The organism is Cellulosimicrobium sp. CpK407, assembly GCF_051844275.1.
In the GTDB taxonomy this organism is placed as follows: domain Bacteria; phylum Actinomycetota; class Actinomycetes; order Actinomycetales; family Cellulomonadaceae; genus Cellulosimicrobium; species Cellulosimicrobium cellulans_G.
On sequence record NZ_JBGNYC010000001.1, the window covers coordinates 1 to 16709 of the forward strand.

Below are 16709 nucleotides of genomic sequence, written 5' to 3' on the forward strand. Positions count from 1 at the left end.
GGCCGCCGGCGACCCCGTCACGTACACGCCGAACCTCGCGAGGTGCGGGCCCGTCGTCGCGCCGGGGGCGTGCGTCCGCGGCGGGCGTCAGCACTCCTCCTCGGACTGCTCCGTGACGACCCACCGCGTCCCCGCCGGCGCCATGACGGCGCTGCCGCAGTCGCCGCCGCCGTAGACGACGGACAGCACCGTCGTCTCGGCGCGCTCCTCGCGGACCGCGATCTCGACGTCCGGGACGTCGCCGACGGCCGCGTACAGGCCGGCGGTCGTCGTGATCATCGACGCGCAGTCCGTGATGCCCGGCCACCCCTGCGACGTCATCTCGGCGACCATCCGCTCGGCGAGCTCCGGGGTGAGGTAGCCGCACGCGACCTCCACGTCCGGCGCGCGGCTCGCGGCGAGCCACGCGCGGAACGACTCCTCGGGCGTCTCGTTGCGCTCTTCCGCGGGCTCCTCCTCGGGTGCCGGCTCGGTCTCGTCCTCGGTCGCGACGTCGTCGGGGGCAGCGGTCGGGGAGCCTGACGACGAGGGGGGCGCCGCCGACGTCGTGTCGCCTGGGTCCGCGCCCGACGGCCCCGGGGCGGTGCACGCGGTCGTCACGACCAGGGCGAGAGCGGAGACGAGGGCAGCGGTGGCGAGGGATCGTGTGCGCACGGGCCCATGATGCCGTGCGGTCCCTGGCCGGGTCGGCGTGTCTCGGGACGTCCGGCGCGCCGTCCGGCGACCGCGTTCCTAGAGTGGGGGCATGACTGGGCAGACCCCGCGCGCCGACGCCGGACCCGACCTCAAGCCTCGTTCCCGCCAGGTCACGGACGGTCTGGAGGCGACGGCGTCGCGCGGGATGCTGCGCGCCGTCGGGATGGGCGACGAGGACTTCGCCAAGCCGCAGATCGGCATCGCGAGCTCGTGGAACGAGATCACGCCGTGCAACCTGTCGCTCGACCGGCTGGCGCAGGGCGCGAAGGAGGGCGTGCACGCGGGCGGCGGGTACCCGCTGCAGTTCGGGACGATCTCCGTGTCCGACGGCATCTCCATGGGCCACGAGGGGATGCACTTCTCGCTCGTGAGCCGCGACATCATCGCGGACTCGGTCGAGACGGTCGTCCAGGCGGAGCGCCTCGACGGGACGGTGCTGCTCGCCGGGTGCGACAAGTCCCTCCCCGGGATGCTCATGGCGGCGGCGCGGCTGAACCTGGCGAGCGTGTTCCTCTACGCGGGCTCGATCATGCCGGGCTGGGTCAAGCTCTCCGACGGCACGGAGAAGGACGTCACGCTCATCGACGCGTTCGAGGCGGTCGGCGCGTGCGCGCGCGGGCTCATGAGCCGGGAGGACGTGGACCGCATCGAGCGGGCGATCTGCCCCGGCGAGGGCGCGTGCGGCGGCATGTACACGGCGAACACGATGGCGTCGGTCGCGGAGGCGATGGGCATGTCGCTGCCCGGGTCGGCGGCGCCGCCGTCGGCGGACCGGCGCCGGGACGCGTTCGCGCACCGCTCGGGCGAGGCCGTCGTCAACCTGCTGCGGCTCGGCATCACGGCGCGCGACATCATGACGAAGGAGGCGTTCGAGAACGCGATCGCCGTCGTCATGGCGTTCGGCGGCTCGACCAACGCGGTGCTGCACCTGCTGGCCATCGCGCACGAGGCCGAGGTGGACCTCACGCTCGCCGACTTCGACCGCGTCGCGAGCCGCGTGCCGCACCTCGGCGACCTCAAGCCGTTCGGGCGCTACGTGATGAACGACGTCGACCGCATCGGCGGCGTGCCCGTCGTGATGAAGGCCCTGCTCGACGCCGGGCTGCTGCACGGCGACGCGCTCACCGTCACGGGCCGCACGGTCGCGGAGAACCTCGCCGACATCGACCCGCCGGACCCGGACGGCAAGATCCTGCGGGCGCTCGACAACCCGATCCACCACACGGGCGGCATCACGATCCTGCACGGGTCGCTCGCGCCGGAGGGCGCCGTCGTGAAGTCCGCCGGGTTCGACGAGGACGTGTTCGAGGGGACGGCGCGCGTCTTCGAGCGCGAGCGGGCGGCGCTCGACGCCCTGGAGGACGGGACGATCACCGACGGCGACGTCGTCGTCATCCGGTACGAGGGGCCCAAGGGCGGCCCAGGCATGCGCGAGATGCTGGCGATCACGGGCGCGATCAAGGGCGCTGGGCTCGGCAAGACGGTCCTGCTGCTCACCGACGGCCGCTTCTCCGGCGGGACGACCGGCCTGTGCGTCGGGCACGTCGCGCCCGAGGCGGTCGACGGCGGGCCCATCGCGTTCGTGCGCGACGGCGACCCGATCCGGCTCGACGTGGCGAACAAGACGCTCGACCTGCTCGTCGACGCGGACACGCTCGCCGCGCGCCGTGACGGGTGGGCGCCGCTGCCGCCGACGTTCACGCGCGGCGTGCTCGCCAAGTACGCCAAGCTCGTCCAGTCCGCGTCTCGCGGCGCGATCCTCGAGTAGGCGCGGGCCGCGCGTGCGTCGGGCGCGGGCACTAGCGTGGTGTCGCACCTCGACGCAGCGACGCCCACCCGGAGGACGGCCATGACCCAGACGGCGGACGACCGCATCACCGCGCGCCAGTTCCACGACAGCGACGGCGTCGAGGACTGGCGGTACATCCTCGGGACGGTGCAGACGCTGTTCCGCACCGGGTCGTTCACCGCGGGGGTGGAGCTGGTCGACGCGATCGGCGAGCTCGCCGAGGCGGCGAACCACCACCCCGACGTCGACCTGCGCTACGGGACCGTGACGGTCCGGCTGTCCTCGCACGACGTCGGCGGCGTCAGCACGCGCGACGTGGCGCTCGCGCGGCAGGTCTCGGCCGCGGCGCGCGAGCTCGACCTCGTCGCGGACCCGACGGCGGTGCAGGACCTCGAGATCGCGATCGACACCCTGGTCGGCTCGGCGGTCCAGCCGTTCTGGCGCGCGGTCCTGGGGTTCGACGAGGGCTCCCCGGAGCTGCCCGCGCCCGACCTCCACGACCCGACGGCTCACGCCCCCGCGTTCTGGTTCCAGCAGATGGACGCGCCGCGCGAGCAGCGCAACCGCATCCACGTGGACGTGACCGTGCCGCACGACGTCGCCGAGGCGCGCGTGACGGCCGCCATCGCGGCGGGCGGGCACCTCGTGTCCGACCGTCGCGCGCCCGCGTTCTGGGTCCTCGCCGACGCCGAGGGCAACGAGGCGTGCGTCTGCACGTGGCAGGCGCGCGACTGACCGTCCACCCGTGCCGCCGCACCGGTGAGACGCCTGCGACCGGGGCCGGGCGCGCCTGAGACCCTGGTCCCATGAGAACCGGTCCTGTGAGCTCCCCGCGTCGCCGGAGGCCCGCCCCCGCCGTCGTGCCGCTCCTCGTCGCCGCGGCCTGCGTCGTCGTGCTCGGCGCGTGCTCGACCGGTGCCGAGCCGGGCCCGCGACCGACGACGTCGGCCGCGACCCCGACCGCGTCGGCGGAGCCCGACGACGCGGCGGGCGCGACCGACGAGCCGACGGACGCGGCCGCCCATGCGGACGACCCGCTCGCGGACCGGCCGTCGGAGCCGCCCGCGCAGGCGGTCGACGCCGGCACGGTCGCCGCCGGGGCGCCCGCCGTCGTGAGCGGTACGGGGAGCGCGGCGGTGTCGTTCGTGCGCGACGGCGAGTTCGCCGTCGTCGTGCACCTCGACTGCGGCGACTGCGCCGGGGCGCGCGCGTTCATGGCGCCCACGGACGTCACCCCGTACCCCGGCACCCTCGGCGAGGCGACGGGCTCCTACCTCATGGACGTGTTCGAGGACTCCGCGCCGCAGCAGTCGATCTGGCTCGAGACCCCGGGGGACTGGTCGGTGCGGCTCGAGAGCTGGAACGACCTGCCGCCCGTGACGGGAGCGCAGTCGGGCACCGGCTCGACCGTCCTGCGGCTGGACGGCACCGCGACGAGCGCCGAGGTCGCGTGGACGCCCGCCGGCCCGGAGGACTCGTTCCAGGGCCGGTACTTCGGCGTCACGCGCGGGGCGTCGCGCGTGTTCGGCGACTCCGAGGCGTTCACCGAGACGTTCGACCTCGTGCTGCCCGGCGTCCTGGCCGTGAAGACCGCGGGCACGTGGAGCGTGACCCCGGCGGACTAGGAAGCGTTCCCTCGTCCAACGAAGCGAGCAGTCCATTGCGTGTGCCCTGCCCTACCCCAACCCGGCGCAGCGGTACTGTATGGCAACCTAGGAGACGAGGAGCACCGGTGGCATTCAAGATCATTTCGATGTTCAACCACAAGGGCGGGGTTTCGAAGACTACGACGACTTTCAATCTCGCGTGGATGCTCGCCAATCGGGGGAAGCGTGTCCTGATGGTTGACGCGGACCCGCAATGCAATCTCACGGGAGTCGTGCTGGGATTGAACCCCGAGTGGCCGGATGATGACGATGAACTCGCTCCAATTGAAGACGATACTGAAAGCGAACAATACTCAACGTCGCAGGATGCAGCCGAGGACTTTTGGACAGAGAACTTCTCGCGCACGCTCTACGGTGCCCTTAAGCCTGCGTTTGACTCGGAGCCACGACTTCTCGAGGCAGTGGATTGCCTGCCGGTCGAGGGTCGCGACGGGCTTTACCTCTTGCCAGGACACCTTCGCTTAGGTGAGTACGAAGTCTCCCTTGCGATTGCTCAGGAATTGGCTGGTTCGATGTCCGCGCTCCGCAACCTGCCGGGGGCAATTCACTACCTCTTGTCGCAGACGGCGGAGGCGCTGAACATTGATTACGTCGTCATAGACATGAGCCCGAGCCTCGGCGCGCTAAACCAGAATCTCGTTTCGATTAGCGACTTGCTCATCGTTCCCACATCGCCGGACTTCTTCTCGATTATGGCGCTCCAGTCTCTCGCGCGCGTTTTGCCCCGGTGGGCAAGGTGGGCGGATACTGCCGCTCAGAACGAGGTTCTGAGCGAAGCTTCGTACCCATTTCCTGCGCCGAGGCTAAAACTGGGTGGCGTAGTGATTCAGCGGTACCGGCTTTATCGGCGTGCAACTGACGCGGAACCATACGGGACGCCTACTGGTCCGTTCCGAGCATGGATCGAAAAGGTTGCCGCTGCTTCCGAGACGCAGTTCCTTCCCGCGCTTCGGAGTGCTGGTCTTACCTTTGAGGAGCGGATGTATCGCGACGCAGGAATTCCGGCCTCAGGAGTGATCGCACAGGTCCAAGAGTTCAATAGCCTTCTCCCGAAATCTCAGGACTATCATGTGCCAGTATTCGAACTCACAGATGAGCAACTGGACCAAGTCGGTGTTGTGCTCGACGGATCTCGTGCACAGATTGAGAGCCTCAAGAGGATCTTCGAGCTTGCCGCCGATAGGGTATTGTCTCTGCTCGACTCGCAGGAGTGACGGTGAGTTCACCGGCACTCGCAGTCTTCGAGCGCCTTCTTGAGCAAGTTCGAAACGTCGAGGCTGCGGCGTATCGAGCGGCGGATTCTGGCCACCTCGAGTCAGTGCCAACGCTATTGCGGAGCGCGTATGTCCTTACCGTGGCCGCGTTCGATACCTACGCGCACGAACGAGGCATCGAACTGCTCGTTCGAGAGGCCGCTGCCTCGGGGGATTCAGCAGATCGCGTGGGTCGGTTTCTTTCGAGGCGTGTTGATTTGGTATGCGGTGAGCATGCTGCCGCCCATATTCGACTAGCTCTGTCGTACAAGACGCTAGTTTCGCCAGATTCTCTCGACAAGCTCCTATTGGCGATTGGGCTTGACGCTGAAGAGGTGTGGTTGTCGTGTGCGATAGCGCTCGGGTCTAGGCCAGATCGGCTGAGGTTGCAGCTTCAACTGATCTATGATCGTAGGAATCAGATCGCGCATGAGGGAGATTGGGACGTTGTGCAAATTGAATTTCGACCGATGGAGTACGCGCACTTGAATGATTGCATCGATCACGTGGAGAAAATGGTTAGAAGTTTGGACACCGTTCTTCCCCTGGGGGACGGGGCTACGTCCGGGTAATGACAAGCTCGTCGTACCCCGGCACGAGCACGCGCCGCTTGGCCCGGCGGGACACGACTCGCAGCGGCACGCCGTCGTCCCACAACGCGTGCAGCAGCGCGGCGATCTCGGCGCGTGCGAGCGCCGCCCCGAGGCACAGGTGGCGGCCCGCGCCGAACCAGAGCTGGCGCGTCTCGCGCACGTAGGGGCGGTCGGCGCGGAACGGCCCGGCGGCGACGTTCGCGGCCCACGTGAGAATCATGACGCGCTCCCCGGCGCGCAGCGTGCGCCCCGCGACCTCGACGTCCGCGGAGACGCCGCGCCCGATGACCGACGCCGGGCTGGTCACGCGCAGGCCCTCGCGCACCGCGTTCTCCACGGCGTCGGGCTCGCCCGCGGCGCGCTCGACGGGGTGCGCGCGCTCGTCGGCCATGAGGCGCAGCAGGCGGTGCTGCTCGCCCGTGTCGACGAGGAGCGCGGTCGTGCGGGCCATCGCGGACGCCGACGTCTCCGTGCCTGCGACCATGAGCAGGCTCGCGAGCCCCGTGGTCTCCTCCAGCCCGAGGCCGAGCTCGCGACACCGGCCGAGCAGGCGGTCGGCGGGGGCGTGCCGCCAGCCGTCGGGCACGCCCCGGGTCAGCTCGGCGACGATCTCCTGCGCCGCCGCGACCTGCTCCGGCGAGAGGTACGTCGAGCCCGCGCTGCCGAGCGCGATCGACGCGAGGCGCTCGCCCGTCGCGAAGGCGGTGAGCGCGTCGTCGTCGCCCGGGACGACGGCGGACCCGCCGTCGGGGGCGGCCGCGCCGCCGAGCGTCGGGATGCCGAGCAGGGAGATCATCATCCGTCCCACCAGCACGCGAGCCAGCCGGCCGACGTCGACCGTCCCGCCCGCCGCGAGGGTCCGCCTCGCGTCGTCGAGGGCGACGGACCACGCGCCGTCGACGAGCGCCGCGGCGCTCGCCTCGGTGAAGAGCTCGCGCGAGCGCGTGCGCAGGTCGTGGTGGCCCGGGCCGTCGAACAGGTCGAGCACCCAGTCGCCGAGGATCTGCGCCCACAGGTGCCCGACCCCGCCCTCCCCGACGATCGTGAAGTGCCGGTGGTCGGTGAGGATCCGCCGTCCGACCGTCGGGTCCGCGGTCACCCAGCCGAGCCCCGGGACCTTGCGCAGACCGCCGCCCGCGCGCGCCCCGGCGAGCGCCCCGCCCGCGAGCAGGACGCCGGCCATCGCGGGCCGCGCGGCGGCCAGCACCTGCAGCTCGCGCCGGGTCGTGGGCAGGGCGCGGCGTCGCTCGCGGGTGGTCACCGGCGCGGTCGTGGTCGCAGTCACCCGGTCAGTGTGGCGCACACGCGGCGGCTCCGGGTGGGCACGCCGCGATCTGGGGATGGGCACTTCACCCCATCGGATCCTGTGGACGACCACCGTCGGAGCGGGTCTGCTTGGCTACTGTGTCGCGCGTGCCAGTGAACCCCGCCGGGACGGCGTCCCGCCCGCCCCTCGCACCCCCGACGGCGGTGCTCGCCGCGGTCGGGGTGCACCTGCCCGAGCGCACGGTCGACGTGCGCGACGCGGAGCGCGCCCTCGCGGAGCGCAACCCGGGCGCGGCGCCGCGCGTGCCGATGGTTGCGCGCCTCACGGGCGTGCGGCAGGTGCACGTGCTCCCGGACGACTGGGACGCGTCCGACCTCGCGGTTGCGGCCGCGGAGAAGCTGCTCGCGACCGAGGGGCTGGCGACCGACGACGTCGACCTGCTGCTCTTCGCGTCGGCGAGCCAGGACATGGTCGAGCCCGCGACGAGTCACATCGTCGCGGCGAAGCTCGGCGTCCGCGCGCCGGTGATGGACGTCAAGAACGCGTGCAACTCGGTGCTCAACGCGATCGAGGTCGCGGAGGCGCTCATCGGCACCGGGCGCTACGCGACGGTCCTGATCGCGTCGGGCGAGGCGCCGTCGCGCGCGGTGCGCTGGGACGTCCCGGACCGCGCGACGTACCTGCTCTCCGCGCCGGGCTACACGATGTCCGACGCCGGGGCGGCCGTCCTCGTGCGCCGCGCCACGCCGGCGGAGGCCGACGCGCGTGACGCCGCCGGGGCGCCCGCACCGCGCGGCATCCTCGCGAGCGCGTTCGGCGCGGAGTCGACGCACTGGGACGTCGGCATGCTCCCGGGCGGCGGCACCGCGCACCCGCGCGACCTCGAGCGGACCTACTTCGAGATCGACGGCTCGCGCCTGCGCGACGCGTTCCTCGCCCTGGGCCCGGGCGTCGTCCTCGACGCGCTGGGTCGCGCGGGCCTCGGCTGGGACGACGTCGCGCTCGTCGCGGTCCACCAGGTCGCCGTCGCGTACCTCGACGACGTGCACGCCGCGCTCGGCCTCCCGACGGGCCGCACGCTCGTCACCGTCGCCGACCACGGCAACGTCGCCTCCGCGACGCTCCCGCTGCAGCTCGCCACGGCGCTGGAGACCGGCCGGGTCGGGCCGGGGGACGTCGTCGTGCTGGTCGGGCTCGCCGGCGGCATCAGCATCGGCGCGACGGTGGTGCGGCTGTGACCGCGCGCCGGTTCACGCGGCACGTCGCGAGCCCGCAGCGGCTCGCGGTCGTCGTGCCCGCGCGCGACGAGGCGCACGGGATCGTCGCGACGCTCGAGGCGCTGCGCGACCAGCAGGACACCGACTTCGACCTCGTCGTCGTCGACAACGGGTCGTCGGACGGGACGGGCGACCTCGTCCGCGCGACCGCCGCGGCGTGGGGCATGACGCGATGGCGCGTGGTCGACGAGCCGCAGAAGGGCACGGGCGCCGCGGCCGACACGGGGATGCGCGCGGCGATCGGGCAGGGGGCGACGCACCTCGCCCGCACGGACGCCGACTGCCTCCCGCTGCCGGACTGGACCCGGCGCGTGCGGGCGGCGTTCGCGAGCGGGCACGACCTCGTCGCGGGCCGGCTCGTGGCGCGGACGGACGACCGGCCGGTCTCGCGCGTCCAGCAGGGGGTGCTGTCGGCGGCGGTGAGCGTGGCGAGCACGTTCGGGCGCTTCCGGCCCGGCAACCAGGACCCGTCCTACCTCGGCCCGTACGTCATGGCGCCGGGCTGCAACATGGCGATCACCGCAGAGCTCTACGAGGCCGCGGGCGGGTTCCCGCGCACCGCGATCGAGGACGTCCACGAGGACCGGGCGCTCGTCAACGCGGTGCGGCGCCTGACCCGGAAGTACGGCGCGCACCGCGAGGTCGTCGTGCTCGCGTCGGCGCGCCGCGCGCACGCGTGGGGGCTCGTGCGGACGCTCGGCTGGTACGCCGACCACCGGTACCGGCCCGAGGTGGTGGACATCCGGTGACGGGGACGACGGCGGTCGCGCCGGCCCCGGTCGGGCTCGCCGCGGCGATGCGCTGGGAGGAGCGCGTCCAGCGCGGTGCGCACCCGCTCGTCTACCCGGCGATCCGGGCGCTGCGCCACCGCGGCCCGGTCGTGCGCGTCCCCGGCATCGGGGTGGTCGTGTCCGACGCCGCGACCGCGCGGGCCGTGCTGCTCGACACCGAGCGGTTCACCAAGGTGGGCCCGGGGGCGCCGTCGGACCTGTGGACGCCCGTGCTCGGGCCGTCCGTGCTGCTCAACATGGAGGGCGCCGACCACGCGCGCCTGCGCCGCGCGCTCTCCGGGCTCTTCACCCCGCGGGCGGTGCGGGACCTCGTGGCGGTCAGCGTCCCGGACGTCCTCGCGGGGCTCGCGCCGCGCCTGCTGGCGGGCGCGCGCGTCGACCTCGTCGCGGAGACCGCGGCCATGGCGGGCACCGTCATCTGCGCCATGACCGGGCTGCCGCCCACCGACGTCGCCGTGCGCGAGGCGATGACGGCCGCGCAGTCCGTGGTCGGCCTGGTGCGGCTGCACCGACGCAGCCTCACGCCCGCGCAGGTGCGGCACGCGCGCGCCGTCCTCGCCCGGCTCTCGGCGCCCGCGCGGGACGCGTACCGGGACGGCGACCCCGCGACCGTGCCGGGGCGCATGCGTGAGCTCGGGCTCTCGGAGGACGAGGCGATGGGCGCGGTCGGCGCGTTCGTCCTCACCGGGACGGAGACGATCCAGTCGTTCGTGCCGCGCCTCGTCGCGCTCACGGCGGACACGGGCTGGCTCGACCGGCTCCTGGCCGCGCCGTCCGGTCCCGAGGGCGCGGCGCTGCGCGGGCGCGTCGTGGAGGAGGCGCTGCGCGTCACGGCCCCCACGCCCGCGATGCTGCGCTCGGTGCGCGCCGACGCGACCGTGGCCGACGTCTGCGTCCGCGCGGGGGACCGGGTCGTGATCGCGACGATCTCCTGCTGCAAGGACGCGGGCCCCTTCGACCCGGACGCACCCGTCGACCCCGCCGTGCGGCACCTGTGGTTCGGCGCCGGCCCGCACTTCTGCCTCGGCATGCCCCTCGCCATGGCGCAGGTCGGCGCGGTGCTGGACGCCCTGCGCCCCGTCGCCGCGGCGGGGCGGAGCGTCGAGGTCACCGACCGTGCCGTCGCGCGCGGGGTGCTCATCCCCGCGTACCGCTCGCTCGGCGTGCGTGCGGCCGGCGGCGGGGTCCGCGCGTCGAGCGCGGCCGCGCGCCCGGTCGCGGGATCGGCCGCGTCGCCCGCGGGGGAGGCGGCGTGACCGCGGCCGACGACGCGGCCCGCCACCTGCTGGGCCCGATCCTCGAGCGGGGCGCACCCGGGCACGCGTCCGCGGACGCCGTCGCGCTCCGGCGCTGGACGCGGCCCGGCCGTCAGGGCGCGCGCGTGCGCGAGGAGGTCACGTACGCCGACCTCGCGCGCCGCGTGGAGGCGACCGCGACGGCGCTCGCGGCGGACGGGCTCGCGCCCGGCGACCGGGCGCTGTTCTCGGTGCGTCCCCGGCCGGAGGGCGTCGTGCTGGCGTTCGGGGTCGTCCGCGCGGGCGGCACGATCGTGTTCGTCGACCCCGGGTCGACCCCCGAGTTGTTCACGGCACGCGTGGGCGCTGCCGGGCCGTCTCTCGCGACGACCGAGTCGCTGCTGTACGCGGTGTCGCGGGGGCCGCTGCGCCGTCTGGCCCGCTCGCGCGGCCTGTTGCTGCCGGACTACGCGAGCCTGCCGCTGCGGCACGTGCACGCGGGGCCGTGGCTCCCCGGGGTGCCACGCGGCTCGCGCGCCGCGCGTCGCCTCGGCGCCGGCCCGGTCGACCGCGCGGCGCTGCCAGCGCTCGACCCGGACCGTGAGGCCCTGACCGTCTTCACGTCCGGCACGACGGCGCAACCCAAGGCCGTGGTGCACACGGCCGGGTCGTTGCTCGCCGGGTGCGACCTGCTGCGCGACGTGTTCGCGCTCGCGCCGGGCGACGTCGTGCACACCGACCAGATGCTGCTCGGCGTCCCGGCGCTCCTCGCGGGCGCGACGTGGTCCGTGCCGGCCGACCCGCCGAGCCGCGACGTCGTGACGTTCGCTCGTCAGCTCGACGGCGCGGCCGGCACCTACCTCGTGCCCGCGGACGTCACGGCGTTGCTCGACGCCGTCGAGGACGGGACGGTGTCCCCGCGAGGCCCGCGCGTCGCGCTCGTCGGCGGAGCCCCCGTGACGCGCGCCCTGCTGGCGCGCGCGACACGGGTCCTGCCCGGCACGCGCTGGGTCGCGGTGTACGGGATGACGGAGATCCTGCCGGTCGCGGTGGTCGAGGCTCGGGAGAAGCTCGCGCACGCGGGGGACGGCGACCTCGTCGGCCTGCCGCTGCCCGGGACGGTCGCGCACCTCGACCCGGTGGAGGTCGACGGGCCGGACGACCCGGCGGACCGCCCCGCCGACGGCGGCGCGGACGTCGTCGGCGAGCTCGTGCTGTCCGGGCCGTCGCTCATGGCGGGCTACCTGCACGATCTCGACGACCCGTCGCGCGGCAGGGGAGCGCGGGTCGTGGAGCACCGCACCGGCGACCTCGCGCGACTCGACGACGCGGGGAGGATCGTGCTCGTCGGCCGCACGCGGGACATGATCATCCGTGGGACGACCAACATCTACCCGGGCTTGTTCGAGCCGCGCGTCGCGGCGCTCGACGGCGTCGGCGAGGCGGTCCTCGTCGGCGTGCCGCAGGTGGACGGGGACGAGCGGGTCGCGCTCGTGGTCACCTCGTCGGTCAGATCGACGGGCACCCCGACGGGTATCTCGACCGGCACCTCGACGGGCTCGGTGACCCACGGCGCGCCGACCCGTCGTGCGCGGCCCGACGGCGACGTCGGCCTCGACCCGGACCACCCGCTCGTCGCCCGGGTGCGGACGGCGCTGCCGGGCGTGCTCGACCACGACGCGCTGCCCGACGTCGTGCTGCACGCCGACCGCGTCCCGCTCGCCGGGCGCTCGCGCAAGCCCGACCGCGCGGCGCTCTCGCGCGCCGCCGCGCCGTTCGTGCCTGCCGAGCCGGCCGCCGCCGGCCGCGACGCACGCGGTGCCGTCGCGTGAGGGTCGTCGTCACCGGGGCGTCGGGGTTCGTCGGGGGAGCGGTCGCCCGCAGCCTCGTCGCCGACGGCCACGAGGTCTGGACGGCCTCCCGCCGCGACCCGGGCCTCCCGGGCACCCGACACCTCGCCTGGGACCTCACCGCCGGTCCGCTCGCCGGCCCGCCCGGGGTGGACGCCGTCGTGCACGCGGGCGCCGCCGTGTCCGACTGGTGCGCGCTCGACGTCGCGCGCGCGACCAACGTCGGCGGGACGCTCGCGGTGCGCGACACGTTCCCGGGGGCGCGGTTCGTGCACGTCTCGTCCGGCAGCGTGTACGACCCGTACCGCCCGAGCGTGCGCGCCCTCGAGCACGAGGCTCCGGTCGACCGGTACCTCGACGCCTACGGCACGACGAAAGCGGAGGCGGAGCGCGCGCTGGCCCGCGACGTCGCGCACCACCCCGACCGCGGTGCCGTCGTCGTCCTGCGCCCGCACGCCGTCTACGGCCCGGGGGACACGACGCTGCTCCCGCGGGTCGAGGCCGCCGTGCGGCGCGGGCGCCTCGTCCTGCCCGGAGGCGGCCGCGTGCTCCAGTCGCTGACGCACGTCGACACGCTGCTCGCCGCGGTGCGCGCCGCCGTCGTGCTGCCCGACGACGCGGCGCGCGCGCCCGGACGCGGGGAAGGACCGACCTGCGGGCTGCTCGTCGCGAACGTCGCCGACGCCGAGCCGGTCGTGCTGCGCGACGCGCTCGGCGACGCGCTGCGCCGCCGCGGTACCGACGTCCGGGTCGTCGCCGTCCCGGTGCGCCCCGCGTGGGCGCTCGCGGGCGCGGTCGAGACGGTCGCGCGGCGGCTGCGACGTCCCGGGCCGCCGCGCCTCACGCGGTACGCGCTGAGCCACCTCGCGATGGAACGCACCTACGACCTCACGGTCCTGCGCGACGTGCTCGGGGTCGAGCCGGCTCCCACGAGCTTCGTCGGGGCCGAGCGGTGGTAGCGGCGAAAGCCCTGGGTGTCGTGACGCCGACCCGCTAGGTTGCCCGGGTGGAGACCGGGGCCGACCTCGCGCGTCGCTACTACGACGAGGTCGTCGGGCCGATCGTGCTCGGCCGCTGGCCGGGGCTGCCGCACGCGGCGGGACGCCTCGGGAGCGGGTCCGACGTCCTCGGGCTCGACGACGCGACGTCGCGCGACCACGACTGGGGCCTGCGTCTGACGCTGCTGGTCGACGAGCCGATGGTCGACGAGGTCGACGCGCTGCTCGACGCGGCGCTGCCTGGCACGTTCGCCGGGCACCCGACCCGGTTCCCGACCACGTGGAGCCCGGACGGCCCGCACCAGGTCGAGGTCGCGTCGCCGTCGGGCTTCACCACGTCCCGCCTGGGACTCGACGCGACGCGTCCGCTCACCCCGGGCGACTGGCTCGCGCTGACCGGTCAGGCGGTGCTCGAGGTGACGGCGGGCCCCGTCTTCGTGGACACCGAGGGCGCGCTGACCGCGGCGCGCGACCGCCTCGCCTGGTATCCCGACGACCTGTGGCGGTACGCGGTCGCTGTCGACTGGGCACGGATCGGGCAGGAGCTGCCCTTCGTCGGCCGGACGGCGGAGCGCGGCGACGACCTCGGGTCGCGCGTCGTCGCGGCCCGGCTCGTGCGCGTCGCGATGCACCTCGGCTTCCTGCTGGAGCGGTGCTGGCCCCCGTATGCGAAGTGGTTCGGGACGGCGTTCACCGCCCTCCCGCACGCCGGCGCCGCCGCCGGGCCCGACCTCGCGGCGGCGCTCGTGGCCGACGAGTGGCGCCCGCGCGAGGCGGCGCTGTGCCGGGGGTTGGCGTCCCTGCACGACCTCCAGGGCGAGGCGGGTCTCCCGACGGTGGCCGACGTCGTCGTCCCCTTCTTCGACCGGCCGTACCGGGGCCTCGGGCCGGTGGCCGACGCGGTGACGGCCGCGATCCAGGACCCGGCCGTGCGGGCGCTGCCACCGGGCGTCGGGACGGTCGAGCAGTGGGTCGACGACGTCGACGTCCTCACGGACCCCGGCCGTCGCGTCGCCGCGGCGCGCGGCGTCGGGCAGGCTGGGACCACGACCCCGTGACCCGAGAGGAAGCCGTGCGATGACCTCGTCCGCACCCACCCCGGACGCCCGGCCCCGCGGCGGGTGGCCCGGCGCCGAGACGCCCGCCGACGCACCCTGGTGGACGCGCTCGGTCGTGTACCAGGTGTACCCGCGCTCGTTCCAGGACACCGACGGCGACGGCGTCGGGGACCTCCCCGGGATCACCCGGCGCCTCGATCACCTGGAGCGGTTGGGCGTGGACGTCGTCTGGCTGTCCCCGGTGTACCGGTCGCCGCAGGCGGACAACGGGTACGACATCAGCGACTACGAGGACGTCGACCCGCTGTTCGGGTCGCTCGCGGACCTCGACGCCCTCATCGAGGGTCTGCACGCGCGCGGGATGAAGCTCGTCATGGACCTCGTCGTCAACCACACGAGCGACGAGCACCCGTGGTTCGTCCAGTCGCGGTCGTCCGCCGAGAGCCCGCGGCGCGACTGGTACTGGTGGCGTCCCGCGCGCGCCGGCATGGAGCCCGGGGCGCCGGGCGCGGAGCCGACCAACTGGCGCTCCTTCTTCGGGGGCAGCGCGTGGCGGTTCGACGAGGCCTCGGGGGAGTACTACCTGCACCTGTTCGACACCAAGCAGCCGGACCTCAACTGGGAGAACCCGGAGGTCCGCCACGCGGTCTACGCCATGATGCGGAGGTGGCTCGACCGCGGCGTCGACGGGTTCCGCATGGACGTCATCAACCTCATCTCCAAGGACGTCGCCCCGGACGGCTCGCTGCCCGACGGCGAGGTGCACTGGGGGACGTACGGCGACGGGAGCCCGCACTACACGGACGGGCCGCGCGTGCACGAGTTCCTCGCCGAGATGCACCGCGAGGTGTTCGCCCCGTACCTCGCGCAGGGCCGCGAGATCCTCACGGTGGGGGAGACGCCGGGGGTGACCGTCGAGCACGGCGTCCGGTACACCGACCCCGACCGTCGCGAGGTCGACATGGTGTTCCAGTTCGAGCACATGGGCATCGACCACGGGGCGACGCGCTACGACCCGGTCCGGTGGGAGCTCGCCGACCTCAAGGCGACGCTCGGCCGGTGGCAGGCCGGCCTCGCCGACCGCGGCTGGAACGCCCTCTACTGGGACAACCACGACCAGCCGCGCGTCGTCTCGCGCTTCGGCGACGACTCACCCGCGCACCGCGTCGCGTCGGCCAAGGCGCTCGCGCTCCTGCTGCACCTGCACCGCGGCACGCCGTACGTCTACCAGGGCGAGGAGCTCGGCATGACGAACGCGCCGTTCACGCGCGTCGAGCAGTACCAGGACGTCGAGTCGCTCGGGTACTTCCGCGAGCTCACCGGCCGGACGGGCGGACCGCGGCTGCGCACCGACGGCGAGATGCTCGCCGTGCTCGCGCACGCGAGCCGCGACCATGCCCGCACGCCCGTGCAGTGGGACGCGAGCGCGAACGCCGGGTTCACGACCGGGACGCCGTGGCTCGAGGTCAACCCCAACCACACCGCGATCAACGCGGAGGCGGCGTGGGCCGACGAGGACTCGGTCCTGCACTTCTACCGGCGGCTCGTCGCCCTGCGCCGCGACAAGCCGGTCGTCGCGCTCGGGGACTTCCACATGCTCCTGCCGGACCACGAGGCGGTCTACGCGTTCACGCGCGGCCTCGACACGACACGGGCGGACGGGGCGGCCGTGCGCGACGAGCTGCTCGTCCTCGTGAACGTGGGCGGGCAGCCCCAGGACGTGCCGGACGACGTCCTCGCCGGCTGGGAGGACGCGTCGACCCTGGTGGCCACGCACCCGGGCGGGCCCGACGCCGAGGGTCGGCCGGGCGCCGTCGGGCACCTGTTGCCGTGGGAGGGACGGGTGCTCCGCCGGGTGGGCGAGGATGCCGCACGTCCCAGTGCGTGAGACGGGCGCCTCGACACGTGACATCGCCGAGACATGGGCGTACAGTCCCATGACGTGCAGACGATCCTCCTTGTAGTACTTCCTGAGCGCGCCGGCTGAGGCCACGCAACCAGGCTTCGTCAGCGCGCTCACCCCTCGTCCAGCCCGGCATCCCGGGTCCGAGGGGTTTTTTGTTGCCACCACAACGCCATCAGCACGGCAGACAGACCGCGGCAGGCTCACCAGGCCACCGCGAGCGCCGCACCCGCGAGACCCGCGAGGACCGGCACCCGCACACCGCGACCAGCACGACCGCACCACCACGGTCGGCTCCGGTTCCCGGCGGAGCGCCCCACGGGGCGCCCGCC

Annotated in this window: 13 protein-coding genes; 11 read left to right on the top strand and 2 right to left on the bottom strand. The window is 73.9% G+C overall.

Features of this window, described 5'->3' with window-relative positions; genetic code table 11:
* Positions 1-87: 87 nt before the first annotated feature.
* Positions 88-654 carry a hypothetical protein gene (locus tag ABWU78_RS00005; RefSeq protein ID WP_439157201.1) on the bottom strand — a complete coding sequence of 189 codons (567 nt, stop codon included), beginning with the start codon at positions 652-654 and terminating at the stop codon, positions 88-90.
* A gap of 91 nt (positions 655-745) precedes the next feature.
* Between ABWU78_RS00005 and ilvD the strand changes: the two genes are divergently transcribed.
* From ilvD to ABWU78_RS00025, 4 genes are all read left to right on the top strand, one after another.
* Positions 746-2464, top strand: a complete 1719-nt coding sequence (gene ilvD, locus ABWU78_RS00010; RefSeq protein ID WP_439157202.1) for a dihydroxy-acid dehydratase — start codon at positions 746-748, stop codon at positions 2462-2464.
* Between the two features lie 81 nt (positions 2465-2545).
* Complete coding sequence (locus ABWU78_RS00015) at positions 2546-3220, top strand: VOC family protein (RefSeq protein WP_353708827.1); 675 nt, start codon at positions 2546-2548, stop codon at positions 3218-3220.
* A gap of 71 nt (positions 3221-3291) precedes the next feature.
* On the top strand, positions 3292-4110 hold the full coding sequence (locus tag ABWU78_RS00020; protein WP_439157203.1) for a hypothetical protein: 819 nt from the start codon (positions 3292-3294) through the stop codon (positions 4108-4110).
* 107 nt (positions 4111-4217) lie between these two features.
* Entirely contained in the window at positions 4218-5366 is a 1149-nt protein-coding gene (locus tag ABWU78_RS00025) for a ParA family protein (RefSeq protein WP_439157204.1), read from the top strand.
* A gap of 597 nt (positions 5367-5963) precedes the next feature.
* Here ABWU78_RS00025 and ABWU78_RS00030 read toward each other — a convergent pair.
* Positions 5964-7283: a cytochrome P450 gene (locus tag ABWU78_RS00030; protein WP_439157205.1), complete on the bottom strand. Its 1320-nt coding sequence runs from the start codon at positions 7281-7283 to the stop codon at positions 5964-5966.
* A 128-nt stretch (positions 7284-7411) separates the two neighbouring features.
* Between ABWU78_RS00030 and ABWU78_RS00035 the strand changes: the two genes are divergently transcribed.
* From ABWU78_RS00035 to ABWU78_RS00065, 7 genes are read left to right on the top strand one after another with little or no spacing between them, the layout of a single operon-like run.
* Positions 7412-8503: a 3-oxoacyl-ACP synthase III family protein gene (locus tag ABWU78_RS00035; RefSeq protein ID WP_253050614.1), complete on the top strand. Its 1092-nt coding sequence runs from the start codon at positions 7412-7414 to the stop codon at positions 8501-8503.
* Entirely contained in the window at positions 8500-9291 is a 792-nt protein-coding gene (locus ABWU78_RS00040; RefSeq protein ID WP_439157206.1) for a glycosyltransferase family 2 protein, read from the top strand. Before ABWU78_RS00035 ends, ABWU78_RS00040 begins: the two co-directional genes overlap by 4 nt.
* Positions 9288-10589 (top strand): cytochrome P450, encoded by a 1302-nt coding sequence (locus tag ABWU78_RS00045; protein ID WP_439157207.1) that lies wholly within the window; start codon positions 9288-9290, stop codon positions 10587-10589. Before ABWU78_RS00040 ends, ABWU78_RS00045 begins: the two co-directional genes overlap by 4 nt.
* Positions 10586-12400, top strand: a complete 1815-nt coding sequence (locus tag ABWU78_RS00050) for a class I adenylate-forming enzyme family protein (protein ID WP_439157208.1) — start codon at positions 10586-10588, stop codon at positions 12398-12400. Before ABWU78_RS00045 ends, ABWU78_RS00050 begins: the two co-directional genes overlap by 4 nt.
* On the top strand, positions 12397-13377 hold the full coding sequence (locus ABWU78_RS00055; RefSeq protein ID WP_439157209.1) for an NAD-dependent epimerase/dehydratase family protein: 981 nt from the start codon (positions 12397-12399) through the stop codon (positions 13375-13377). The genes ABWU78_RS00050 and ABWU78_RS00055 overlap by 4 nt, the downstream gene beginning before the upstream one ends.
* Before the next feature lie 47 nt (positions 13378-13424).
* Positions 13425-14474 carry a DUF4037 domain-containing protein gene (locus ABWU78_RS00060; RefSeq protein ID WP_439157210.1) on the top strand — a complete coding sequence of 350 codons (1050 nt, stop codon included), beginning with the start codon at positions 13425-13427 and terminating at the stop codon, positions 14472-14474.
* Positions 14475-14493: 19 nt separating this feature from the next.
* Positions 14494-16362 (top strand): alpha-glucosidase, encoded by a 1869-nt coding sequence (locus tag ABWU78_RS00065; RefSeq protein WP_439157211.1) that lies wholly within the window; start codon positions 14494-14496, stop codon positions 16360-16362.
* Positions 16363-16709 lie beyond the last annotated feature (347 nt).

Excerpts from the sequence above, each read along its gene's own strand:
- ilvD (WP_439157202.1), top strand. The coding sequence starts at position 746 with ATGACTGGGCAGACCCCGCGCGCCGACGCCGGACCCGACCTCAAGCCT.
- ABWU78_RS00065 (WP_439157211.1), top strand. The coding sequence starts at position 14,494 with ATGACCTCGTCCGCACCCACCCCGGACGCCCGGCCCCGCGGCGGGTGG.
- ABWU78_RS00020 (WP_439157203.1), top strand. The coding sequence starts at position 3,292 with ATGAGAACCGGTCCTGTGAGCTCCCCGCGTCGCCGGAGGCCCGCCCCC.
- ABWU78_RS00015 (WP_353708827.1), top strand. The coding sequence starts at position 2,546 with ATGACCCAGACGGCGGACGACCGCATCACCGCGCGCCAGTTCCACGAC.